The organism is Citrobacter sp. wls757, from assembly GCF_005280935.1.
Classification (GTDB): domain Bacteria; phylum Pseudomonadota; class Gammaproteobacteria; order Enterobacterales; family Enterobacteriaceae; genus Citrobacter; species Citrobacter portucalensis.
This window is the reverse complement of record NZ_SZWU01000044.1, coordinates 20,954-44,702: the sequence shown is the minus strand read 5'-3', so window position 1 is coordinate 44,702 and position 23,749 is coordinate 20,954. Positions and strand designations below refer to the sequence as shown.

General features: G+C 53.1%; 19 protein-coding genes. 12 read left to right on the top strand and 7 right to left on the bottom strand.

Annotated features, from left to right (window positions below):
• Positions 1–1,525, bottom strand: a 1,525-nt coding sequence (locus tag FDW94_RS12160) for a transglycosylase domain-containing protein (RefSeq protein ID WP_170974241.1), incomplete at its 3' end; no start/stop codon positions are given.
• A gap of 120 nt (positions 1,526–1,645) precedes the next feature.
• On the opposite strand from FDW94_RS12160, the gene FDW94_RS12155 reads away from it, so the two are divergent.
• The 12 genes from FDW94_RS12155 (at position 1,646) to trpS (ending at position 11,826) form a co-directional block, all read left to right on the top strand.
• Positions 1,646–2,425, top strand: a complete 780-nt coding sequence (locus tag FDW94_RS12155) for a DNA utilization protein HofM (RefSeq protein ID WP_137377651.1) — start codon at positions 1,646–1,648, stop codon at positions 2,423–2,425.
• A complete protein-coding gene (locus FDW94_RS12150; protein WP_137377650.1) occupies positions 2,425–2,964 on the top strand; it encodes a PilN domain-containing protein in 540 nt (179 codons plus the stop codon). The genes FDW94_RS12155 and FDW94_RS12150 overlap by 1 nt, the downstream gene beginning before the upstream one ends.
• On the top strand, positions 2,948–3,403 hold the full coding sequence (locus FDW94_RS12145; protein ID WP_032945211.1) for a hypothetical protein: 456 nt from the start codon (positions 2,948–2,950) through the stop codon (positions 3,401–3,403). The genes FDW94_RS12150 and FDW94_RS12145 overlap by 17 nt, the downstream gene beginning before the upstream one ends.
• The gene (locus tag FDW94_RS12140; RefSeq protein WP_137377649.1) at positions 3,393–3,806 is read left to right on the top strand and encodes a HofP DNA utilization family protein; all 414 of its coding nucleotides are present in this window, start codon (positions 3,393–3,395) and stop codon (positions 3,804–3,806) included. The genes FDW94_RS12145 and FDW94_RS12140 overlap by 11 nt, the downstream gene beginning before the upstream one ends.
• Positions 3,709–4,956 (top strand): DNA uptake porin HofQ, encoded by a 1,248-nt coding sequence (gene hofQ, locus FDW94_RS12135; protein ID WP_137377648.1) that lies wholly within the window; start codon positions 3,709–3,711, stop codon positions 4,954–4,956. The genes FDW94_RS12140 and hofQ overlap by 98 nt, the downstream gene beginning before the upstream one ends.
• A gap of 404 nt (positions 4,957–5,360) precedes the next feature.
• A complete protein-coding gene (gene aroK / locus FDW94_RS12130; RefSeq protein ID WP_003023552.1) occupies positions 5,361–5,882 on the top strand; it encodes a shikimate kinase AroK in 522 nt (173 codons plus the stop codon).
• A 57-nt stretch (positions 5,883–5,939) separates the two neighbouring features.
• Complete coding sequence (gene aroB / locus FDW94_RS12125) at positions 5,940–7,028, top strand: 3-dehydroquinate synthase (RefSeq protein ID WP_003827681.1); 1,089 nt, start codon at positions 5,940–5,942, stop codon at positions 7,026–7,028.
• A 96-nt stretch (positions 7,029–7,124) separates the two neighbouring features.
• Positions 7,125–8,429 carry a cell division protein DamX gene (damX, locus tag FDW94_RS12120; RefSeq protein WP_137377647.1) on the top strand — a complete coding sequence of 435 codons (1,305 nt, stop codon included), beginning with the start codon at positions 7,125–7,127 and terminating at the stop codon, positions 8,427–8,429.
• Positions 8,430–8,546: 117 nt separating this feature from the next.
• Complete coding sequence (gene dam, locus FDW94_RS12115; protein WP_003827684.1) at positions 8,547–9,383, top strand: adenine-specific DNA-methyltransferase; 837 nt, start codon at positions 8,547–8,549, stop codon at positions 9,381–9,383.
• A 17-nt stretch (positions 9,384–9,400) separates the two neighbouring features.
• The gene (gene rpe, locus FDW94_RS12110; RefSeq protein WP_003023561.1) at positions 9,401–10,078 is read left to right on the top strand and encodes a ribulose-phosphate 3-epimerase; all 678 of its coding nucleotides are present in this window, start codon (positions 9,401–9,403) and stop codon (positions 10,076–10,078) included.
• Positions 10,071–10,829: a phosphoglycolate phosphatase gene (gene gph / locus FDW94_RS12105; protein WP_003837920.1), complete on the top strand. Its 759-nt coding sequence runs from the start codon at positions 10,071–10,073 to the stop codon at positions 10,827–10,829. The genes rpe and gph overlap by 8 nt, the downstream gene beginning before the upstream one ends.
• Positions 10,822–11,826, top strand: a complete 1,005-nt coding sequence (gene trpS / locus FDW94_RS12100) for a tryptophan--tRNA ligase (protein WP_003827687.1) — start codon at positions 10,822–10,824, stop codon at positions 11,824–11,826. Before gph ends, trpS begins: the two co-directional genes overlap by 8 nt.
• Positions 11,827–11,892: 66 nt before the next feature.
• On the opposite strand, the gene FDW94_RS12095 is transcribed toward trpS, so the two are convergent.
• The 6 genes from FDW94_RS12095 to nirB form a co-directional block, all read right to left on the bottom strand.
• On the bottom strand, positions 11,893–12,063 hold the full coding sequence (locus FDW94_RS12095; protein ID WP_048236937.1) for a YhfL family protein: 171 nt from the start codon (positions 12,061–12,063) through the stop codon (positions 11,893–11,895).
• Between the two features lie 196 nt (positions 12,064–12,259).
• The gene (locus FDW94_RS12090) at positions 12,260–18,133 is read right to left on the bottom strand and encodes an autotransporter adhesin BigA (RefSeq protein WP_137377646.1); all 5,874 of its coding nucleotides are present in this window, start codon (positions 18,131–18,133) and stop codon (positions 12,260–12,262) included.
• A gap of 319 nt (positions 18,134–18,452) precedes the next feature.
• Positions 18,453–19,826: a siroheme synthase CysG gene (gene cysG / locus FDW94_RS12085; RefSeq protein WP_008786309.1), complete on the bottom strand. Its 1,374-nt coding sequence runs from the start codon at positions 19,824–19,826 to the stop codon at positions 18,453–18,455.
• 11 nt (positions 19,827–19,837) lie between these two features.
• On the bottom strand, positions 19,838–20,647 hold the full coding sequence (nirC, locus tag FDW94_RS12080) for a nitrite transporter NirC (RefSeq protein ID WP_008786308.1): 810 nt from the start codon (positions 20,645–20,647) through the stop codon (positions 19,838–19,840).
• A gap of 186 nt (positions 20,648–20,833) precedes the next feature.
• Positions 20,834–21,160: a nitrite reductase small subunit NirD gene (nirD, locus tag FDW94_RS12075; RefSeq protein WP_003023590.1), complete on the bottom strand. Its 327-nt coding sequence runs from the start codon at positions 21,158–21,160 to the stop codon at positions 20,834–20,836.
• Positions 21,157–23,700, bottom strand: a complete 2,544-nt coding sequence (nirB, locus tag FDW94_RS12070) for an NADPH-nitrite reductase large subunit (protein ID WP_008786307.1) — start codon at positions 23,698–23,700, stop codon at positions 21,157–21,159. The genes nirD and nirB overlap by 4 nt, the downstream gene beginning before the upstream one ends.
• Positions 23,701–23,749 lie beyond the last annotated feature (49 nt).

Sequence of the window (23,749 nt, the reverse complement as noted above, 5' to 3'; positions counted from 1 at the left end):
GCGGGGAGTTCTTCGGCTGCCAGTCGGAACCAGCACCGGCATCCCAGCGGGAGATTGGCACGTCGTTGAGCATGCTCGCCAGCGTCAGACCTTTATCCATTGCGGCGGTATACAGGAATGGCTTGATGTTGGAGCCCACCTGGCGTAACGCCTGGGTTGCACGGTTAAACTTGCTCTGGTTGAAGTCAAAACCACCAACCAGCGCCAGCACCGCGCCGTTTTGCGGATTGATGGAGACCAGGGCGGAGTTGACGTCCGGCACTTGCGCCAGCCACCAGGCATCTCCCACCTGGCGTACCCAGATTTGCTGGCCAGTCTGTACTACGTCAGTCACTTTACGCGGCGTTGGGCCTTGTTGAGTATCCGAACGGTAAGGACGCGCCCAGCGCATACCATCCATCCGTAATGACACTGATGTACCATCCGCCAGCGCGGCAATGGCTTCCTGTGGATTGGCGCTGGTAACAACCGCCGGCAGCAGGGGGCCATAAGTCGGCAGCGCTTTCAGCGTATCGGTAATTTTCTTGCTGTCCCAACTGCTTTCGCCCACTTTCCATAGCACGTTCGACGGGCCGCGGTAGCCGTGGCGCATGTCGTAATCCATCACGTTGTTACGTACTGCCTGCTGAGCTGCCTGCTGTACTTTGCGCGTAATGGTGGTGGTGATGCGATACCCGTCTTCATAGGCTTTCTCGCCATAACGGTTATACATCTCCTGGCGCACCATTTCAGACAGATACGGTGCAGAGAAAGCGATTTCCGGCGCGTGGTAGTTAGCGTCAATGGCCTCGCCGCGCGCCTGATCGTACTGGGCTTGCGTGATGTAGTTTTCGCTCAACATACGCGACAGTACAACGTTACGTCGCGCGGTTGCACGGTCCATCGAATAGAGCGGGTTGAAGGTTGACGGCGCTTTTGGCAGACCGGCAATCACCGCAATTTCACTTAAGCTGAGTTGATCCACCGTCTTACCGAAATAGACCTGCGCGGCAGCACCCACGCCATAGGCGCGATACCCCAGATAGATCTTGTTTAGATACAGTTCGAGGATCTCATCTTTACTCAGCAGTTGTTCAATGCGGATCGCCAGGAACACTTCTTTGATCTTACGCATCAGCGTACGTTCCGGGCTCAGGAAGAAGTTTCTCGCCAACTGTTGGGTAATGGTACTCGCCCCTTGCGACGCGTGACCAGAGAACAATGCGACGCTGGCCGCACGGAAGATCCCCACCGGGTCTACCCCATGGTGCTCATAAAAGCGGCTGTCTTCTGTGGCGATAAAGGCTTTAACCATTACCGGCGGCATCTGATCCAGCGTGACCGGGATTCGACGTTTCTCGCCATATTGCGCGATTAGCTCGCCGTCAGCGCTGTAAACCTGCATCGGGATCTGTAAACGCACATCTTTGAGCGTCGCGACGTCAGGCAATTGCGGCTCGATATAGCGATAAAGGCCATAAATCGAGCCTGCTCCCAGCAGGATGCAACATACTGCAAGGATTAATAAATACTTTACGAACTTCACTGGAGATTTCCCATTTAGTGGCATTTGGGCAGTTTATAAACAAACGCGCGGTAGTATAAAGGCAAGCCAGACGCATTGATATACCCGTTAAAGCGACGGGTGATAAGGAGATCATCAGCAATGGCTTTCAATATCTGGAAAATTGGTCTGCATATTCAGCAACATGAAGTGCTGGCTGTCGCTATCGTTCGCGAAGCATCAGGTTGGTATCTGCAACGCTGGTGGCGTATACCGCTGACGCCTCAGGTTATCGTCGATGGCCACATTCGCGAGCCTGAACAACTGGTCGCCGCGCTGCTGCCGTGGAGCCGGGAGCTTCCTCGCCGACACCATATTCATCTCTCTTTTCCCGCCAACAGGACGTTACAAAAAAAGTTTCCTCGTCCGACAATGACGTTACGCGAGCCAGAGCAAACCGCATGGTTGTCCGGTTCGATGGCGCGTGAACTCGATATGGCGCCGGATGCGCTGCATTTTGATTATAGCGAAGACACGTTGAGCCCGGCGTTTAACGTCACTGCTGCGCAAAGCAAAGAGATTTCAGCGCTTCTGACGCTTATCCAAACCCTGAAGGTGCAGGTTACGGCGATTACACCGGATGCCAGCGCGTTACAGCGATTTATTCCCTTCTTGCCAGAACATCAGCAGTGTCTGGTATGGCGTGATGACCCTCAGTGGTTATGGGCGACCCGTTCGGCATGGGGACGTAAATCAACGGGCGATATTGGCAGTATCGATGAGCTTGCCACGACATTATCTCTGCCCACGACAGCCATTGCGCAATGCTCCCCTGGCGGCTTCGACCCTTTGAGCGCCGTGTCTGTACGCCAGCCGCCCATTCCAACGCAAAGCCATCACTTCGCCATTGCGCTGGGACTCGCTATGGGAGGCGCGTACTGATGATAGCGACCATTAATCTTCTGCCCTGGCGTCAGACTCGGCGTTACGCTTGCCTGCGCTTCTGGGGCATCTTATTTAGCGCTTCGCTACTGCTTAGTATTGGCGTGTTGTTGCGCTATTACAGCGTGTTGAGTGTAGAAAATCGGGCTGAATTGTTGCTGACAGATGCCGAAAAGACGCGTGTCGAGGCCTTAATGGCGCTAAAGCCGCGTATGCAGCAGCGCCAGCAACGATGGCAACAGGTGCAGGCACGGAACAAACAGCGTGAGCAGACCCGAAGCTGGCAGTCGGTTTTGCAAGAGCTGGCGGAATTACTGCCTGAGCAGGCGTGGTTAACAAAAATGACCTGGCAGCAGGGCACGCTGGAACTGACGGGAAACACGCTGAACTTTGCCGCGCTGAAGACTCTGGAAACGCAATTACGCCAGCAGCCATTATTTCAGTTGAGCAGCCCCGGTGAAACGCAGCAGGATGCGCAGGGACGCTGGCAATTCCACTATCGACTGACACGGAGCGGTGCGCATGATAACGCTCTGTGATGTCTGGTTAGCGCAGTCGCCGCGCTTTCGACTCATCTGCTGGTGCGGCTGGATGTTGGGGCTACTCATACTGGTGACGTTATGTCTTTATCCCGTAGCGCGGGAGCGGACGATGCAACGCGAGACGCTGGTCCAGCAACGGGCAGCTATTCAGATGCAATGGCGAGATGTCTATCTGTTAGCGGCATCACCAGCAGAGCCGGAAGAGAAACTGACCCTGTTCTCTCCACTACTGTTTCAGACTTCACTTACTCGTCTTATCCACTGGCAACCCTCTGCGCAAGGCGGAGAGATGGCGCTGATATCGGCCTGGGATGCTATCCCGCAGACGTTTGTCCAGTTGGCGGATCAGGGGATGAACGTCAGCCGATTTTCGCTTAGCGCAGAAGACACGGAGCTGCTGCTAACGCTACAGCTGGAGCGCCTGAATGACGGTTGAACGCTGGCTGTTGGCATGTATGAGCGTACTGATGCTCACCGGTATGCGTAATCCCTTCCTGCCGCCGGAGGACCGTTGCCAAATTGCTGAGCTGTCGACATGGCGTTTTCAGGGCATGGTGAGCCAGGGCACGCGACCCATCGGCATCGTTCAGGATAGCCAGAAAAAATGGCGGCGGGTTAAGCCAAATGACGTCCTGAAAAACGGTTGGACGATTACGCAGATAACGGCCCAGAACATAACCCTCGACACAGAAAAAAACTGCGAACCGCCGCGGTGGCAGTGGCAACGACAAGGAGCGGTAAATGAAGCGATGGATAGCGTGGATAGTAATAGCGCTGGCGGTCGGGATAACGAGCGCGCTGGCGACGAAACCGCAAAACGTGACGCTGGTGGTCGATGATGTGCCGATTACTCAGGTATTGCAGGCGCTGGCTGAACAGGAACAGAAAAACCTGGTGGTTTCGCCAGATGTCAGCGGTGTGCTGTCGCTGCATTTGACGGATGTCCCCTGGAAGCAGGCATTGCAGACGGTGGTAAAAAGTGCCGGACTGGTATTACGCCAGGAGGGAAACATCCTGCATGTACATTCTGTTCAATGGCAGAGTGAAAATGCGGCCCGCCAGGACAATGAACAGGCGCGGATTCAGGCCAGTATGCCGCTGGAGCAGCGCAGCATTATTTTGCACTATGCCGATGCTGCCGAGCTGGCAAAAGCAGGAGAAAAGCTGCTCAGTGCCAAGGGAAGCATGACGGTGGATAAACGGACCAACCGCTTACTGCTGCGTGATAATAGCGTTACGCTTAACACCCTGGAAAAGTGGGTATCGCAAATGGATTTGCCGGTGGCCCAGGTCGAACTGGCGGCGCATATCGTCACCATAAATGAAAAAAGTTTGCGCGAGCTGGGGGTGAAGTGGTCGCTGGCTGACGCACAACAATCGGGGGCGGTTGGGAATGTCACGACGCTCGCCAGCGACCTTTCTGTAGCCACCGCCACATCCCGTGTGGGATTTAATATTGGCCGCATTAACGGTCGTTTACTGGAACTGGAGTTGTCTGCGCTGGAGCAAAAACAGCAGTTGGATATCATCGCCAGCCCACGATTACTGGCATCTCACCTGCAACCTGCCAGTATTAAGCAGGGCAGTGAGATCCCTTATCAGGTCTCCAGCGGTGAAAGCGGTGCGACATCCGTCGAGTTCAAGGAAGCGGTACTGGGGATGGAGGTAACACCAACGGTGTTGCAGAAAGGGAGAATCAGGCTGAAACTGCATATCAGCCAGAATGTTCCCGGACAGGTTCTACAGCAGGCAGATGGCGAAGTGCTGGCTATCGACAAGCAGGAGATTGAAACGCAGGTCGAGGTAAAAAGCGGCGAGACGATTGCGCTTGGCGGGATTTTTTCACATAAGAATAAATCCGCAGCCGACAGCGTGCCGCTATTAGGCGACATTCCCTGGCTTGGCTCTCTTTTTCGCCATGATGGTAAAGAAGACGAACGGCGCGAATTAGTGGTCTTTATTACGCCCAGACTGGTTTCAACGGAATAACTTATGCATGAAAAGCCGTTGTTTTTGCACTGAACACGTTTCAGGGATTTGACGTGAGGGTGTATTTAGCATACAAGGAGTACCGATTTGAGCGTCGGTACTTTTCTTTACTTATGCGGCAGTGAATACGCTTTGCCTTTCCGGTGGTGTGCCATAGGCTTATTGGGTGTCATTTGACTGCGCGATACGTCGCCAGGTCTGATGTTTGCAGGGTAGCATGCCTGCCACGACCAGAAATGCGTTAGGTTTGGTGATTTATTCAGTTGCCAAACCCGCTTGAGTATTGAGATAATTTTCAGTCTGACTCTCGCAATATCTTATGAGGTTTCAGTTCATGTCCTGCTGCGCTGGGTGTCTGCGAAGCGGGTTTACCATTAACGAATAGTCTTAGTAGTACCGAAAAAATGGCAGAGAAACGCAATATCTTTCTGGTTGGGCCTATGGGTGCCGGAAAAAGCACTATTGGGCGCCAGTTAGCTCAACAACTCAATATGGAATTTTACGATTCTGATCAAGAGATTGAGAAACGAACCGGAGCTGATGTGGGCTGGGTCTTCGATGTAGAAGGTGAAGACGGCTTCCGTGATCGCGAAGAAAAAGTCATCAACGAGTTGACGGAAAAACAGGGTATTGTGCTGGCAACTGGCGGTGGCTCTGTAAAATCACGTGAAACACGTAACCGTCTTTCCGCGCGTGGCGTCGTGGTCTATCTTGAAACGACAATTGAAAAACAACTTGCACGTACTCAACGTGACAAGAAACGCCCGCTGCTGCAGGTAGAATCACCGCCTCGTGAAGTTCTGGAAGCGTTGGCTGACGAACGCAATCCTCTGTACGAAGAGATTGCTGACGTGACCATTCGCACCGACGATCAGAGCGCAAAAGTCGTAGCAAACCAGATTATTCATATGTTGGAAAGCAACTAATTCTGGCTGAATACACACTCGTCTGCGGGTACAAGTAACTAAGGTGGATGTCGCGTAATGGAGAGGATCACAGTCACTCTCGGGGAACGTAGTTACCCTATCACCATCGCGGCTGGTTTGTTCAATGAGCCAGCTTCATTCTTACCGCTGAAATCGGGCGATCAGGTTATGTTGGTGACCAACGAAACCCTGGCTCCCCTTTATCTCGATAAGGTTCGCGGCGTACTTGAACAGGCGGGTGTTAACGTTGATAGCGTTATCCTTCCCGATGGCGAGCAGTATAAAAGCCTGACGGTTCTGGATACGGTTTTCACCGCGTTACTGCAAAAACCGCATGGTCGTGATACCACGTTAGTTGCCCTTGGCGGCGGCGTGATTGGCGATCTGACCGGTTTTGCGGCAGCCAGCTATCAACGTGGTGTTCGTTTTATTCAAGTCCCGACAACTCTGTTGTCGCAGGTCGACTCCTCCGTTGGCGGCAAAACCGCCGTAAACCATCCCCTCGGTAAAAACATGATTGGCGCGTTTTACCAACCGGCCTCCGTGGTGGTGGATCTCGATTGTCTGAAAACGCTTCCTGCGCGTGAGCTGGCATCGGGGCTGGCGGAAGTGATCAAATACGGCATCATTCTTGACGGCGAATTTTTCAGCTGGCTGGAAGACAATCTGGATGCGTTACTGCGTCTGGATGGTCCGGCAATGGCGTACTGTATCCGTCGTTGTTGTGAGCTGAAAGCAGAAGTTGTCGCAGCAGACGAGCGTGAAATGGGCTTACGTGCTTTACTGAATCTGGGACACACGTTTGGCCATGCGATCGAAGCTGAAATGGGTTATGGCAATTGGTTACATGGTGAAGCAGTCGCAGCAGGTATGGTAATGGCTGCCCGTACGTCAGAACGTTTGGGTCAGTTTACCTCCGCTGATACGCAGCGCATCATTACGCTGTTACAGCGAGCAGGCTTACCGGTGAATGGGCCGCGTGAAATGTCCACCGAGGCTTATCTGCCGCACATGCTGCGAGATAAAAAAGTGTTAGCGGGAGAGATTCGTTTGGTGCTTCCGCGAGCGATAGGGAAGAGTGAAGTGCGCGGCGGAGTGTCGCACGAGGTGGTTCTTAACGCTATTGCTGATTGCCAGCAGGCGTAACAACAAGAAAGGTCAGGCTTACGTTGCGAAACGTAGGTCTTTTAGCTTCAGGTTATGTGCAAAGTCGTAAGCATTAACCTTTGAGTGGGGTGTTAAATGGATGAATTCAAACCAGAAGACGAGCTGAAACCCGATCCCAGCGATCGTCGTACTGGTCGTTCTCGTCAATCGTCTGAACGCGATAATGAGCCGCAAATCAATTTTGATGATGTTGATCTGGATGCTGACGATCGCCGTCCTGCACGTGCACGCAAAGAGCGTGAAGAAGAGCAGGACATTGAAGAAGAGTATGAATCTGATGACGATGCCGTGGATGAAGAGCGTGTAGAACGTCGTCCGCGCAAGCGTAAGAAAGCCGCCAGCAAGCCTGCCTCCCGCCAATATATGATGATGGGTGTGGGTGTTCTGGTACTGCTGCTGCTGATTATCGGCATTGGTTCTGCGCTGAAAGCCCCCTCATCTTCTTCCAATGAGCAGGCAGCATCTGGTGAGAAGAGCATCGATCTTTCTGGCAGCAATGCAACGGATCAGGCGAGCGCAACGGCTTCTGCAACGGGCACTGAGCAGACCGCTGGCAATACCCAGCAGGATGTTTCCCTGCCACCGATTTCCTCTACCCCGACTCAAGGTCAGGCACCTGCGGCAACCGAAGGCCAGCAGCGTGTTGAAGTGCAGGGCGATTTGAACAATGCTCTGACACAACCGCAGGGTCAGGAGCAGGTTAACAACGCCGTGGTTAACTCTACGCTGCCGACCGAACCTGCGACCGTTGCGCCGATGCGTAATGGTAATGCTGCGCGCCAGACGGCGAAAACGGAAACGACTGAGCGTCCTGCTGCTACGCGCCAGGAACGTAAACAGGCCGTTATTGAGCCGAAGAGCAAACCGCAAACTACGGTGAAAGCGACGCCGACAGAGCCGAAACCTGTTGCTCAGGCAAAACCAACCGTAACTGCTACCGCGCCGACCACCACAACTAAAGCACCTGTGGTAACCGCTACGCCGAAAGCGACCGCTGAGCCGAAAGCAACTGCGACGCCAACGCAGACCGCAACGCCTGCGCCAACGGCGACAGCAACAACGACAACGCCTGTTGCTGGCGGAGCGAAAAGCGCAGGTAATGTTGGAGCGTTAAAATCTGCGCCGTCCAGCCATTACACGCTGCAGCTCAGCAGTTCTTCTAACTACGACAACCTGAACGGTTGGGCGAAGAAAGAAAACCTGAAGAACTACGTGGTGTACCAGACGACGCGTAACGGTCAACCGTGGTATGTTCTGGTGACAGGCGTGTATGCGTCTAAAGAAGACGCGAAACGTGCAGTGTCTACGTTACCCGCTGATATTCAGGCGAAAAACCCGTGGGCAAAACCGCTGCATCAGGTTCAGGCCGATTTGAAGTAAGATAGGATATGTTCTGCAATGGTTTGATGTTTCGCCCAATTGCGGGACAAAGACTAAAGCGCAGGATGCTGTCGGAGCTTTCTCCACAGCCGGAGAAGGTGTAATTAGTTAGTCAGCATGAAAAAAAATCGCGCTTTTTTGAAATGGGCAGGGGGGAAATACCCCCTGCTTGATGATATCAAACGGCATTTACCTCAGGGTGAGTGCCTGATTGAACCTTTCGTGGGTGCCGGGTCGGTGTTTCTCAACACCGACTTTTCTCGTTATATTCTTGCCGATATCAACAGCGACCTTATCAGTCTCTATAACATCGTGAAGACGCGTACCGATGAGTATGTGCAGGCTTCGCGTGAGCTGTTTATGCCTGAAACCAATCAGGCTGAGGTGTACTATCGGTTCAGAGAAGAATTTAATGCCAGCGAGGATCCGTTCCGCAGAGCAGTACTGTTCTTGTATCTGAACCGCTTTGGTTACAACGGATTGTGCCGTTATAACCTGCGCGGCGAGTTTAACGTCCCGTTTGGGCGTTATAAAAAACCTTACTTCCCGGAAGCCGAGTTGTACCATTTTGCTGAGAAAGCGCAGAATGCGGAGTTCCATTGCCTCTCCTATGAAGAGTGCATGAACCGTGCGGATAGCAACTCTGTGGTCTATTGTGACCCCCCTTATGCACCGCTTTCGGCGACGGCAAATTTCACTGCGTATCACACCAACAGCTTTAGCCCGAAAGAGCAGGCGCATTTGGCCGAGATGGCAGAAAAGCTGGTCAGTAAGCAGATCCCGGTGTTAATTTCGAACCACGATACGCCCGATACCCGTGAATGGTACCGAGCGGCGAAACATTTTCAGGTCAAAGTGCGGCGCAGCATAAGCAGCAATGGCGGCACGCGTAAAAAGGTGAACGAACTGCTGGCACTGTATAAACCAGGAGTCGTAACGCCTGCGAAGAAATAAATCTCAAGGAGAAGCGGATGAAACAGTATTTGATCGCCCCCTCAATTCTGTCGGCTGATTTTGCCCGCCTGGGTGAGGACACCGCGAGAGCGCTGACTGCCGGTGCCGATGTCGTGCACTTCGACGTCATGGACAATCACTACGTACCGAACCTGACCATCGGACCGATGGTACTGAAATCGCTGCGTAAATATGGCATCACCGCCCCGATTGATGTTCACCTGATGGTGAAACCGGTCGATCGTATTGTCCCGGACTTCGCCGCCGCTGGCGCCAGCATCATTACTTTTCATCCGGAAGCCTCCGAGCATGTCGATCGCACATTACAGCTGATCAAAGAGCATGGCTGTAAAGCGGGCCTGGTGTTCAACCCGGCAACACCGCTGAGCTATCTGGACTACGTCATGGATAAGCTCGATGTGATCCTGCTGATGTCCGTTAACCCAGGCTTTGGCGGACAGTCCTTCATCCCACAAACGCTGGATAAGCTGCGCGAAGTGCGTCGTCGTATTGATGAATCTGGCTACGATATCCGCCTCGAAGTGGACGGTGGCGTCAAAGTGAATAACATTGGTGAAATTGCCGCGGCAGGCGCAGATATGTTTGTTGCAGGCTCCGCCATTTTCGACCAACCAGACTACAAAAAAGTCATTGATGAAATGCGCAATGAACTGGCGAAGGTAAGTCATGGATAAGTTTCAGGATATTCGGGGCGCTGCATTTGACCTCGACGGCACGCTGGTCGACAGCGCGCCGGGATTAGCCGCAGCGGTGGACATGGCGCTGTATGCGCTGGAACTGCCGGTTGCCGGAGAAGAACGCGTTATCACCTGGATTGGTAACGGTGCAGATGTACTGATGGAGCGCGCGCTGGCGTGGTCCCGTCAGGAGCGCGCAACATTACGTAAAACGATGGGTAAACCGCCCGTTGATGATGATATTCCCGCCGAGGAGCAGGTACGTATTTTGCGTAAGCTGTTCGACAGATACTACGGCGATGTCGCAGAAGAGGGGACATTCCTGTTCCCTGATGTTGCCGACACGCTGGGCGCGCTGCATGCGAAAGGATTGCCGCTGGGTCTGGTGACCAACAAACCGACCCCGTTTGTCGCGCCATTGCTCGAAGCATTAGATATCGCCAAGTACTTTAGCGTGGTCATCGGTGGTGACGACGTGCAGAATAAAAAACCGCATCCGGATCCGCTGCTGCTTGTGGCAAGTAAGCTTGGCATCAAGCCTGAGCAAATGCTCTTCGTAGGGGATTCACGCAATGATATTCAGGCGGCAAAAGCTGCTGGCTGTCCGTCCGTTGGCCTGACCTATGGCTACAACTACGGCGAGTCGATCGCGCTGAGCCAGCCCGACGTTATTTACGACCGTATTAATGAACTACTGCCCGCTCTCGGGCTTCCGCATAGCGAAAATCAGGAATCAAAAAATGACTAAGCCCATCGTTTTTAGTGGCGCACAGCCCTCAGGTGAATTGACCATTGGCAACTATATGGGTGCGCTGCGTCAGTGGGTGAGCATGCAGGATGACTACCATTGCATCTACTGCATCGTTGACCAACATGCCATCACCGTTCGTCAGGATGCTCAGCAACTGCGTAAAGCAACGCTCGATACGCTGGCGCTGTATCTGGCATGCGGTATCGATCCTGAAAAAAGCACCATTTTCGTGCAGTCTCACGTACCGGAGCATGCACAGTTAGGTTGGGCGCTGAACTGCTACACCTACTTCGGCGAGCTGAGCCGTATGACCCAGTTCAAAGACAAATCCGCGCGCTATGCGGAGAACATCAACGCTGGTCTGTTTGATTATCCGGTACTGATGGCGGCAGACATCCTGTTGTATCAGACCAACCAGGTACCGGTTGGCGAAGATCAGAAACAGCATCTGGAACTGAGCCGCGATATCGCCCAGCGCTTTAATGCCCTGTATGGCGACATCTTTAAAGTGCCTGAGCCGTTCATTCCTAAATCCGGCGCGCGCGTGATGTCGCTGCTGGAGCCGACGAAGAAAATGTCCAAGTCGGACGACAACCGCAACAACGTGATCGGTCTGCTGGAAGATCCGAAATCTGTGGTTAAGAAAATCAAACGTGCGATGACCGACTCTGAAGAGCCGCCGGTTGTACGCTACGACGTGCAGAACAAAGCGGGTGTTTCCAACCTGCTGGATATTCTCTCCGCTGTCACCGGTAAGAGCATTCCGGAGCTGGAACAGCACTTCGAAGGCAAAATGTATGGTCATCTGAAAGGTGAAGTCGCAGAGGCCGTTTCCGGTATGCTGACCGAGCTTCAGGAACGCTATCACCGTTTCCGTAACGATGAAGCTTTCCTGCAGAAAGTGATGAAAGAAGGTGCGGAAAAAGCCAGCGCCCGCGCATCTGTTACGCTGAAAGCCGTTTACGAAGCGATTGGTTTTGTCGCCAAGCCGTAATGCGCTCTGTGTTGTTAAAAAAACCGGGAAGTTCCCGGTTTTTTTGTATCTGCGCAATCGCTTCTATTACTGATTCGCAGCCGGGCCACAGCCACCAATAATTTTTGAAATCGAAATTGCTGGATGCAGGAAATAATCGTAGCTGCAGTTATTTTTTGTGTTTTCGATATGACCAGTACACGCGGTCAGCGTAGCCAGAACACCAGCAACGATGGTGATTTTTGCAAATTTAAACATGTCAAAATCCTTGTTAGATATCTATTTCTAAATGGATGAAGTCCATTTTTCGCCGGATAAGATATCAACTAACATAAACTTTAAGTAGTCCAGAAAAGGACATGTCGCTTTATATATAAAACATACGATTAGTGAATTGAATTTAAATAAAAAAGCCTGGTATTAATAAATAATACCAGGCTGCGGGTTTAATTAATTAGCGAAATGTTTTTCTGAAATTCAACATAAAGCCTTTATCGCTGATGTTGTCCTCTTTCCACTGGTAAGCGTCCAGATTCAGGCTGGCGTCTTTGGCGCTGTATTTCACACCGACCGTCGCCAGGCCGTTGACGCCTCCGCCTTTTTGGTCGTCGTCTACGCTAAAGGACTGGCCTGTGGCACCTTGCAGTGACGCAGTACGCTGGCTCTTGCTGTAGCTCAGGTTCGGACCGCCTTCCAGCGTGGCGCTGGCGCTCCAGCCATTTTCACCGGTATAGTCGAACTTCATTCCGACAATGGAATCCACAGCGGTTTCGCTGCCAGCGTTCATCGAAAGGTTAAAGTCCCCCGCACTACGCTCTTTATAGCTGCCTTCCAGCGTATGACGGAATTTCACCCCGGCGTACGGCGTGACTTTCAACGTATCGTTGAGCATGGTGAAGGTTTTCGCCCCTTCGCTGCGGAACTCAAGATACTGCTGACGTGCGTTGGAATCCGCCACCTTATTGGTGTCGCCATAAGAGACAGAACGGCTGCTGTCGAGGTTGTGTACGTCATAACGCAGGCTGTTCTTCCACGCCAGACCTTCATTAAACGCCATGCTGTGCTTCAGACCAAAGAACTGGCTGTAGCCGCCGGTCAGGCCGTTGTCGCCCGCGGTCTTCGAACCGTCACCGTCCAGGCGCGCGATACCATACTCCAGCGTCAGATTCTGGCTGGCGGTGAGATCCAACGACTGACGTAATGCCAGCATGTCGTACTGGGTATCGTTGCCCAACTCAGCGCGCGGGTCGCCTTTCGCTACGACGTTGAACGCCAGGCCATCTTTAATTTGCGGCGCGGCATCGGCCAGCATGGTAAAGCGGTTGCTTAGCACGCGGGCTTCACGGAACGCGGTGATAGCCTGACTGCCGCTCACCTGCTTGAGGGCGTTGTTCAGTTCAGCGGTGGAGCCAACGTTGAGGCTGGTGTACAGCTCGTTGTTGGTGTAACCGGCGTCGAGCGCCTGCGCCACGTCACTGACGGAACTATCGGTCGCCACATCGGCATAGGCGTTTTTGGTCATGGTGACGTCAACGTTGCCGCTGGCATCGGTGCTGCCCTGTGCATTCCACACCACGGAGGTGGACTGAATGGCACCTGCGTCGGACAGGTTGCTGCCCTCGACCACGTTGTCAAAGCTGACGGTGGTGTCGGCAGTACCTGCGGTAAAACCGGTGTTAATCTCCACGCCGTTCATGCTGGCATTGCTGACCATCAACTTACCGCTGCTGCCGTCGGCATTGGTACCAACCACGTAGCCGGTCAGGTCGTTGGACGTGGTGCTGGCGACGGTGCTGCTGTCCGGTTCTACCGGCGTTTCCGGCAACGTATAGTCGGCATAATGTACCTCGGAGCTGTTGCCATTATTGCCGTTTGTCCCCTCGACGTTAACGCTGTCACCTTGCTTAATGAGGCCAGAGCCCGTCACGCCATCGTCAATGAAGACCGTGCCGTTATTGACCACATGACCCGCACCTGCAACGCTGAATGCGTAAGAATTATTGGCGTAAATATTAATGGTGCCGTTATTCTCAATGACTGCATCAGCGGTCGCATTTTTATCCAGCGCCATCGCTACCAAGCCAGTGTCTGTGGTACCTTTTGTGCCCAGATTAATTGTGCCGTTGTTGACCAGTTGTGCATTTTTGCCGCCATACATGCCATAAGCGTTATTACCGCTGATATTCATGGTGCCGTCGTTGACTGCCACGTAATTGTTATAGGCGGAGAAATCCACTGCACGGCCATTATCCGCATCGTAGTTGATTATGCCGTTTGACTGGTTCCAGAAAAAAGCGTGCTTATCTGCAGCCGTTCCTGCGCCGCCACCAGCAAAAGCGAGTACTGCGGTGCTGGCATTCACCGTTCCGTCATTGATGAATGCTGCACCTGCGCCCCAATAGTTAATGGCTCCTTTATTGGAGGTTGCCGTCAGCTCCATCGTTCCGGTGTTGTACAGCGTTCCGTTGTTTGCATTCAGGTGAATGGCATTTTTGTTGTTATTAAGGATCAGCGTGCCGGTATTAAAGAATTGCGCGTTATCGTTAATTTCCAGCATTGAGGCATTTTTAGCATCAGCCGCAGAACCAAGATAGAGCGTACCGTCGTTGATGATTGCACTGTTAGCACCAGTGACTTTCGCGCCGGAAGTCATCGTGCCATCGGTGCCATTGGTTAGCGTGCCATTGGTGGTCGTACTGCGGCTATCAATGGTGCCATTGTTCACGATGTCGCCGCCATTTTGCGTCAACGTCCCGTTTATGGTGCCATCATTGATAAGTTTGCCAGAAACGGAAGTATCGGTATTTATAACACCGCCGTCGCTGTTGGTCAGCGTCCCGCTATCCTTGATGGCAATTGGCCCACCGCTGACTTCCCCCGAATTATCAACGTTTCCTATTATCACAGCTTTATTATCAAGCGCAGTGCTTGTTCCCGCGCTGGTAATGGTGTCATCATCGTCATAAATGATTGCAACGCTGCTGTCGGTTGGGTTGTAGTCGTCGCTGCCCTGGCAGTTGCTGTCATAGCAGACCGTACCGTAGTTAAGCACGGTACTTTTGCTGTCAGTCAGGAAAGGCTTACCATAATCTGCGTCGATATTAATAATACCGGTTGTGTCGTTGATGACGGCCCCGCCGTTGAGCGCCGCCATGCCGATCAGTTGGTTATCATCGGTTTTGGTGACGCCCTCATCGGCGGTGAGATTAATGGTGCCCTGGTTAATGGCGGTGCCGCCATTGAGCGCCATCATACCGAACCCGGCGTTATTTACGTTAATGGTGCCGGTATTGGTGGCTGTGGCGTCGCCATTGCCGCTATCGGTTGAGCCTGCGACCATCCCCGAACTGGTGAGATAGAGCGATGACGGATGCCAGTAGCCTGTGCTGGTAATATTGTTTTCGTCATCCAGCGTCGGGACAAAGCCATCCAGATAAATCTCGCCCTCGTTTAACGCCGTTCCTCTACTGGCGGCGACGCCATACACGCCTGCGCCCTGTAAATGGATGGTGGCATCTTTGTCGTTGGTCACGCTGCCATATCCAGAGGACGCCATTGCGTAAAAGGTGTGGGTGTACCACATCAGGGGATATATGGCATAGCCACCACTACTCTGCGGCGTCTGGTCAGATATAATGGTGATGTCGCCGCCCGACTGGTTATGAACAACAGAACCGTTACCGCTGGCCTGAACAATACCGGTGCGATCATCGCTGCCGTTATTGCCTGTTGTATAAACAAGAATATCGCCGCTGTTGCCGATCTTTGCGCCGTTGCTGGCACGCATGATGGAATAGACGCCCTGGCTGGTGATATTCCCTTTATTTTCAATCGATGAGCTTTCCCCGGAGGCCATTAACAGGGCATTTTGGGTATAATATTTCGAGCTTATATATTTTGCAGTAATATCAATAACCGAGTTGTCATCTAAAATCAGTGAACCGCCATTATTGATCTGCGCCAGGACGACATGGCCCCCGAAAATCGTGGTCGTATCCACCGTAGAGTGCCCACTTAGCGTGACCTCACTGTTGCCGCTGATGTCGATGCCATGAACAACTACCTTATCGCCATCGTTACTTTCGCTTTGAGTAATATTAATACCGCCAGCAATCGCCACATTGTTTCCATCACCCGTCACGTTTAAACCGATAACGTCCAGATACTGCCCGCTGACGACGGATTGATCGTTCACATCAATATTAAGCCCACCATCGAGCGTGACATTATTGTTGTTACCGCTAACGGCGACACCGGTTAGCGGGGTATCGCTGGCGATCAGAGAATCCTGTTCGTACTCAGCGCTCATATTCACATTGCCTGTGATATCTACGGTGTTACTGTCGCCGCCCACGTTTACGCCCGTCGCGCCACGGAATACGCCATCGAGGTCCTGCGCGGAAATAACGTTAATATCGCCATCCAGCGTCGCCTGTGACGAGTCGCCACTCATTTTTGCGCCAGTACCATTCAGGCTGACGTCGATATTTCCTTTATTATTAAAGATATTTCTTTCACCATCGATCACAAAACCCACGGAGTTTGCATCGCGCACGGTCGCGTTGCCGGTGTTTTTGATTTCGTTACCCGCCCCGTCAGTGACGATACCCGTCGCGCCGTTGGTGACCAGCATGTCACCTGCCTGAGTCAGGCTATTATCATTTCCATCAATGACTGCAGCGATAGAGCCCACGCCATCCACGGTGATATCACCCGTATTCGCGATTCGGGAATTATCGCCCGCAATGACGGTACCCGTTGCACCCTGCGCAATGGTTTGATCTCCTTCGCCAATAACCAGCGCCTTATTTCCCGCGATGTACAGCCCGGTTGACCCCGCGCCGGAGACCGTTGAGTCGCCGGTGTTATCAATCACCGCACCGTCACCGGTCATTTTAGCTCCGGTCGCGCCGTCGGTAACGTTTAGCTCACCATCGTTAGTAATGCGCGTTTTGTCGCCGGTGATGCTGATACCGATAGAGCCTGCGCCGCTGACATCGGTGGTGCCGATATTATCGAAGGTGGCGCTGTTGCCGTTAATCAGGATGCCCGTTGCGCCGTCGGAAATATCCTGCTTCCCTTCGCTGTTAATGGTTGCGTTGTCGCCGTCAATATATAGCCCGGTAGAACCTGCGCCGCTGGCGGTGGTATCGCCTTTGTTGTCGATGAGGACATCATCACCGGTAATCTTTGCCCCGGTAGCGCCGTCGGCCACATAGAGTTCACCATCGTTGATAACGTGCGAGTTGTCGCCATTGACGATGGAGCCGGTTGAACCTTGACCGCTGATGTTAGAGGTGCCGGTATTCGCCACCGTGGTTTCGTTGCCATCGATCACCATGCCGGTGCCGCCACCTGTGACGTCAATGCCACCGGAAATGCGGGTGGTGGTGCCGTTACCTGAAATCAGTGCGCCGGTTGCGCCGTCGACGGTGCTTTGTCCTGAAATTGTATTGGTGGTGTTGTCACCGGTAATGACGATGCCGACCGCACCATCGCTGACGGAGGAATCACCGCTTAACGCGTTGTTTGTCCGATCGCCGGAGATGATGACGCCGGTTTTACCTTCACCACGGGTATCAACCCCGCGATCGGCAACGTGTGACTCGTCGTCGCCCGTTGCAACGGTGGTTTGATGATCGGCAACGATCAGGTATCCCTGGCTGTCATATTTCCAGTACAGGTCACTTCCTTGCACCGTACCTTCAATGACGGCGGCATTCTCGTCGGTCACTTTCCAGTCGGAAACCAGCAGCGTTTTACCGTCTTGTAACGCGATCTGCCACCGATCGTCCTGTTCGACGTAATTCCATACGGCGCCGCCGAGGTCCGTGCCGCTATCCAGCTTGATGCCGTCAAATGTCAGTGTGTTCAGGCCTTTATCGATGGTGACGCCGTTACTGAAGGTAATAACAGAGGTATCATCAGGTGGTGTAGGTGTTACATCACCGCCATCGTCGTCGGGAGGCGTGGGCGTTACATCACCGCTATCGTCGTCAGGAGGTGTGGGCGTTACATCGCCATTATCTGATGGGGTTGCCGGAGTATCATTATGGTGGGAATGGCCGCCGCCATTGTTATCGATACCTATCGCTACACCAGCTGTTAGCGCAGCGACACCACCTGCGACCCATCCCCAGTGATTGTCTTGTTCTGTATAATCTGCCAGGCAGCGTGCGGAGAGTTTGTTACGTTCGGCTTTTGATAATACGGATATATCAGTAGGGCAATCATTGTCATCGTCGCTACTATCTGCGGCTATCGCCGGGAGATAGTAAGTTTGCAACGCAAGAGCAATACCCACAGCAATGAGTTTTTTCCTTTGCATAATCGACATCCTTAAATAAATACGCACAAAATATGCCATTAAAGGCATAAATTTATTTCGAGGTAATTTATTATTTTGCCACTGAATGACCGTGCTTCGTCAAATTACTCAATGGTCATGTATTATTTAGGATGTGAATTAGATTTATGGGTTGTACGGATATAAATAGGGTATTTTACGTGTTTTTTATAAATTAGAGCGCAGATTCATTTTGTTGGTGAATGAGTTTAGTCTTTCTTAATTCAGGTTTGAGAATAAATCATGAATAATAAACGAGAAAATAAATGCCCTGAGAGTCAGGGCATTTATTTGCATTCAATTAATGGTTTGAGAACCAGTTCAGCTTATCGCGAAGGCCTACCACACGACCAACAATAATTAACGCTGGGCTTTCAACCTGTTGCGCCAACTCTCCTAGCTGAGTCAGCTCGCCATTGACGACACGCTGTTTCACGGAGGTACCGTTTTCTACCAGGGCGACGGGCATATCGGGCTGCATGCCAAATTCGATCAATTTTTCCTGAATCGTGGCCGCCTGGTTCAGCCCCATGTAGAACACCAGCGTTTGTTTCTCTGCTGCCAGGTTTTCCCAGTCCAGCTCACCGCCGGTTTTCAGGTGTCCGGTAACCAGACGCACGCTCTGAGCGTAATCACGATGGGTCAGTGGAATGCCGGAATAGGCAGAACAACCGGAGGCTGCGGTAATACCCGGCACTACAGAGAATGGGATACCGGCATGGCACAGCGTTTCCAGCTCTTCGCCACCGCGGCCAAAGATGAACGGGTCGCCACCTTTCAGTCGAACCACGCGCTTGCCCTGTTGTGCTTCACGCAGCAGGATCTGGTTGATCTCTTCCTGCGGTACGCAGTGATAGCCTGCACGTTTACCGACGAACACTCGGTCTGCATCGCGGCGTACAAGGTTCATGATGTCGTCGGAAACCAGACGGTCATAGACCACGACATCCGCTTGCTGGATCTGCTGTAGCCCTTTCAGCGTCAGCAGGCCGGCATCGCCAGGACCGGCGCCAACCAGCACCACTTCACCACGGTGATCCAGCGGTTCGCTGAGCATTTGCTCAGTGGTTTCCTCGACGGCTTTCAGGTCATTGTTCGCCAACGACTGCGCCAGGCGGTCATTCACGAACAATTTTTCCCAGAAGCGGCGACGTTCACCCATGCTGGCAAACTGTTGCTTCACTCGGGAGCGCAACTTGCCGGCATACTGCGCGACCTGGCCCAGATGCTGAGGCAGTACGGATTCAAGCCTTTCACGCAGCAGACGGGCAAGCACTGGCGATGTCCCGCCGGAGGAGACCGCCACCATCAGCGGTGAGCGGTCGATAATGGAGGGCATGATAAAACTGGCTGCTTTTGGCGCATCGACCACGTTGCAGAAGATACGACGTGATTCTGCGGCGGTGCTGACGCTTTGGTTGACGGCATCATCATCGGTGGCGGCAATAGCCAACCAGCAGGTGTCGAGCAGGGACTCATCGAACGGCCCCTCAACCAGCGTCAGCATGTTTTCATCTGCCCATACTTTGAACTGCGGAATAAACGCCAGCGCATTAACCGTTAAACGGGCGCCCGCTTCCAGCAGTAACCGCGCTTTGCGTTCTGCGACATCACCACCGCCGACGATCAAGCAGTCGCGGTCACGTAGTTGACAAAATATAGGCAAATGATCCACGACATTACCCCTTAATTATTGGCAGCAGCCTCTGGCTGATTGATTTTTGCCGGAGCCGGACGCTCCGATTTTGGCGTAGCATACCAATAACCCAATCCCATGAATACGACACCGGACAAAGTATTACCGAGTGTCACCCACAGCAGGTTATGACCAATTCCTGACAGGGTATAGGCTTCGCTGTGGTGGCCGAACCAGGAGAGGGCAAACAGCGTCATGTTGGCAACGGAGTGCTCGTAGCCGGAAGCGATAAACGCCAGCAGACACCACCAGATAGCGAGGAATTTTGCCGCGCCTTCGGTACGGATTGCCATCCAGATTGCCAGACAAACCAACCAGTTACACAGTGCGCCTTTAAAGAACAAAACCATCGCAGGTGCGGTCGTTTTTGCCAGAGCAACCGAATGGACGATGCTGGTATCGACCGGCAGTAGGCTACCGCCACCCCAGCTGTAAAGCAGGGCGACAAACACGGAACCGACCAGGTTACCCAGCCAGGTTTTTGGCAGGATAGCCCACATCTGACCGTGGCTGATGGTGCCTGCTTTGACGCCGAGTGTCAGAAACATGGTGTGACCGGTAAACAGTTCCGAACCGGCAATAATGACCAGCGTTAAGGCGATACCAAAGGTTGCACCCATCACCAGCGGACGAACGGACGGGTCGAGCAGATTACCGAGGGTGAAAATAAGAATGATGCCGAGACCCACATAGGCTCCCGCCATTGCCGAACTGATCCAGAATCCAAGCGGGTTATTAGCCGACAGGCGTGCGATGCGCGCAGCGTTAGCCGCACACTTATTAATAGTGTCTGTGAACATGTGTTGATTATCCTTGAAGTACAAACAATAAAAAGAAATCGTAACCGTAGGCCGGACAAGGCATTTATGCCGCCATCCGGCAATGTGCCTGTGCAATTGCCTGATGGCGCTACGCTTATCAGGCCTACCATTAAAAGACCTACAAATACGTCAAAAAAGGGGAGGCGTTGCGCCTCCCAAAATTAATTAACCGCGCAGTTGCACCGTGCCGTCTTTCACTCGCGCTTCGTAATGTTTCACGGAGAACTGTTCGTCTTCCATGCACAGACCGTCGCTTAAGCGAAAACGCTGTTTTTTCAGCGGGCTGGCAACCCACAATTCGCCCTGATGTTCAGCAATCAGCCCACGAGAAAGCACGCTGGACTCAAAGAACGGGTCGATGTTGCTGATCGCAAACACCTGGTCGCTGTGATACGGGCGGAAAATCGCAACCTGCTCGTTACCTAACAGGGCGCAGACGCCTGTTGCAGGCAGAATGTCATCGATTTTGCAGATGTTTTTCCACTGGCTCATGCGTTTTCCTCCACCAGAGTCACCGGGATACGCTCATAAGGCGTGGCCGGACGATGTTGTTCACGTTCAGGCACAACCTGGACATTCGGATCGCGTTTTTCGCTGTTGATAAAGTGTTTGAAGCGAACCTGCGCGGATGGGGTGTTAACGGTTTCTGTCCACTCACACACCACAGCTTCACGCAGACGGGCCATCTCTTCTTCAAGATGCTGGTTCAGGCCCAACTTGTCGTCGATGATGACGGACTTCAGATACTCGATACCGCCTTCCAGATTGTCTAACCACGGTGCGGTACGGGTCAGTTTGTCGGCAGTACGGATGTAGAACATCATGAAACGGTCAAGGTACTTGAGCAGCGTTTCGCGATCGATATCCGCTGCCAGCAGGTCTGCATGACGAGGTTTCATCCCGCCGTTACCGCAAACGTACAGGTTCCAGCCTTTCTCAGTGGCGATGATACCCACGTCTTTACCCTGAGCTTCCGCACATTCACGGGTACAGCCGGAGACGCCGAATTTCATTTTGTGCGGGGTACGAATGCCTTTGTAGCGATTTTCCAGCTCCACGCCGAAGCCCACGCTATCGCCGACGCCGTAACGGCACCAGGTGCTGCCTACGCAGGTTTTTGCCATACGCAGCGCTTTGGCATACGCGTGACCGGTTTCAAAACCGGCTTCAATCAGCTGACGCCAGATTTCCGGCAGGTCATCTTTCTGCGCGCCGAACAGGCCGATACGCTGAGAACCGGTAATTTTGGTGTACAGGTTAAATTCACGCGCGATACGGCCCACAGCTACCAGGCCTTCAGGGGTAATTTCGCCACCCGCAGAGCGCGGGATCACGGAATAAGTACCGTCTTTCTGGATGTTCGCCAGGAAGTTGTCGTTGGTGTCCTGCAACGGCGTGTGCTGCGGTTTGAGGATGTACTCATTCCAGCAGGAAGCCAGCAGGGAACCTACGGTAGGTTTACACACTTCGCAGCCGTAACCTTTCCCGTGTTTTGCCAGCAGCTCTTCGAAGGTTTTGATGCCTTCTACGCGGATGAGATGGAACAGTTCCTGACGTGAGTACGGGAAGTGTTCACACAGGTTGTTGTTAACTTCGATACCCTGTTTCGCCAGTTCGGCGTTCAGGACCTGCGTTACCAGCGGGATACACCCGCCGCAGCCGGTACCGGCTTTGGTTTCCGCTTTCAGCGCCGCAACGGTATGGCAACCCTTGTTGATAGCGGCAACCAGCATGCCTTTGGTGACATCGAAGCAGGAGCAAATCTGCGCGCTGTCCGGCAGTTTATCGACACCGATAGACGGCTTACCGCTGCCCGCGTGCGCTGGCAGAATCAGTGAATCCGGGTTTTCCGGCAGTTCGATGGCGTTCAGCACCAGTTGCAGCAGATTGCCGTAATCGCTGGTGTCGCCTACCAGAACCGCGCCGAGCAGGGTTTTGTTATCTTCGCTAACGATCAGGCGTTTGTAGACTTCTTTGCTTTCGTCGAGATAGACGTAGCTACGTGCGCCCGGCGTGCGCGCATGCGCGTCGCCAATACCGCCGACGTCAACGCCGAGCAGCTTCAGCTTGGCGCTCAGGTCTGCGCCTTCAAAGGCGTTTTCAGTTTCGAGAATATGGTCAACGGCAACCTGCGCCATTTTATAGCCTGGAGCGACCAGACCATACACGCGGTTGTTCCAGCTGGCGCATTCGCCGATGGCATAGATGTCCGGGTCAGATGTCTGGCAAGTGTCGTTAATGACGATCCCGCCGCGTGGCGCGACGTCCAGACCGCACTGGGTGGCCAGTTTGTCGCGTGGACGAATACCGGTAGAGAAGACGATGAAATCGACTTCCAGTTCGCTACCGTCGGCAAAACGCATGGTTTTGCGCGCTTCGGTGCCTTCCTGAACGATTTCTTTGGTGTTTTTGCTGGTGTGCACACGCACGCCCATGCTTTCAATTTTGCGACGTAACTGCTCGCCACCCATATGATCCAGCTGTTCAGCCATCAGCATTGGGGCGAATTCAATCACGTGGGTTTCAACGCCGAGGCTTTTCAGCGCACCGGCGGCTTCCAGGCCCAGCAGGCCACCGCCGACCACGGCACCGCGTTTGCTGCGGCGCGCGCAAGACTCAATGGCGTTGAGGTCTTCGATGGTGCGGTAAACGAAGCAGTCCTGGGTTTCCGAACCTTTAATCGGTGGGATCCACGGGTAAGAGCCCGTCGCCATGATCAGCTTATCGTAGTAAACCGTACGACCTGCGCTGGAGTGGATCACCTTCTCCTGGCGGTTAATGGTAATTGCGCGTTCGCCCACTAACACCTTAACGCCGTGCTTCTCGTAGAATCCTTCACGCACCAGAGAAAGCTCTTCGGCGGTGTGGTGGGAGAAGTAGGAAGACAGGTGTACGCGGTCGTACGCTTTGCGGGGTTCTTCACAGAAGACGGTAATATCAAAATTGGCAGCGTCGGATTTATCAAGAAGATCCTCAATAAAGCGATGGCCGACCATACCATTACCGATAATAGCGAGTCTGACTTTGCTCATTTTTGCCTCGATTTCTTTTCTATTACTGCCTACCTTAACGATTCAGCAA

Bases quoted from the DNA above. Each gene is read 5' to 3' on its own strand.
- dam (WP_003827684.1), top strand. From the start codon at position 8,547: ATGAAAAAAAATCGCGCTTTTTTGAAATGGGCAGGGGGGAAATACCCC.
- gph (WP_003837920.1), top strand. From the start codon at position 10,071: ATGGATAAGTTTCAGGATATTCGGGGCGCTGCATTTGACCTCGACGGC.
- FDW94_RS12095 (WP_048236937.1), bottom strand. From the start codon at position 12,063: ATGTTTAAATTTGCAAAAATCACCATCGTTGCTGGTGTTCTGGCTACG.
- damX (WP_137377647.1), top strand. From the start codon at position 7,125: ATGGATGAATTCAAACCAGAAGACGAGCTGAAACCCGATCCCAGCGAT.
- nirB (WP_008786307.1), bottom strand. From the start codon at position 23,700: ATGAGCAAAGTCAGACTCGCTATTATCGGTAATGGTATGGTCGGCCAT.
- hofQ (WP_137377648.1), top strand. From the start codon at position 3,709: ATGAAGCGATGGATAGCGTGGATAGTAATAGCGCTGGCGGTCGGGATA.
- FDW94_RS12150 (WP_137377650.1), top strand. From the start codon at position 2,425: ATGATAGCGACCATTAATCTTCTGCCCTGGCGTCAGACTCGGCGTTAC.
- rpe (WP_003023561.1), top strand. From the start codon at position 9,401: ATGAAACAGTATTTGATCGCCCCCTCAATTCTGTCGGCTGATTTTGCC.
- nirD (WP_003023590.1), bottom strand. From the start codon at position 21,160: ATGAGCCAGTGGAAAAACATCTGCAAAATCGATGACATTCTGCCTGCA.
- nirC (WP_008786308.1), bottom strand. From the start codon at position 20,647: ATGTTCACAGACACTATTAATAAGTGTGCGGCTAACGCTGCGCGCATC.
- aroK (WP_003023552.1), top strand. From the start codon at position 5,361: ATGGCAGAGAAACGCAATATCTTTCTGGTTGGGCCTATGGGTGCCGGA.
- trpS (WP_003827687.1), top strand. From the start codon at position 10,822: ATGACTAAGCCCATCGTTTTTAGTGGCGCACAGCCCTCAGGTGAATTG.
- FDW94_RS12140 (WP_137377649.1), top strand. From the start codon at position 3,393: ATGACGGTTGAACGCTGGCTGTTGGCATGTATGAGCGTACTGATGCTC.
- FDW94_RS12155 (WP_137377651.1), top strand. From the start codon at position 1,646: ATGGCTTTCAATATCTGGAAAATTGGTCTGCATATTCAGCAACATGAA.
- FDW94_RS12145 (WP_032945211.1), top strand. From the start codon at position 2,948: ATGATAACGCTCTGTGATGTCTGGTTAGCGCAGTCGCCGCGCTTTCGA.
- aroB (WP_003827681.1), top strand. From the start codon at position 5,940: ATGGAGAGGATCACAGTCACTCTCGGGGAACGTAGTTACCCTATCACC.
- FDW94_RS12090 (WP_137377646.1), bottom strand. From the start codon at position 18,133: ATGCAAAGGAAAAAACTCATTGCTGTGGGTATTGCTCTTGCGTTGCAA.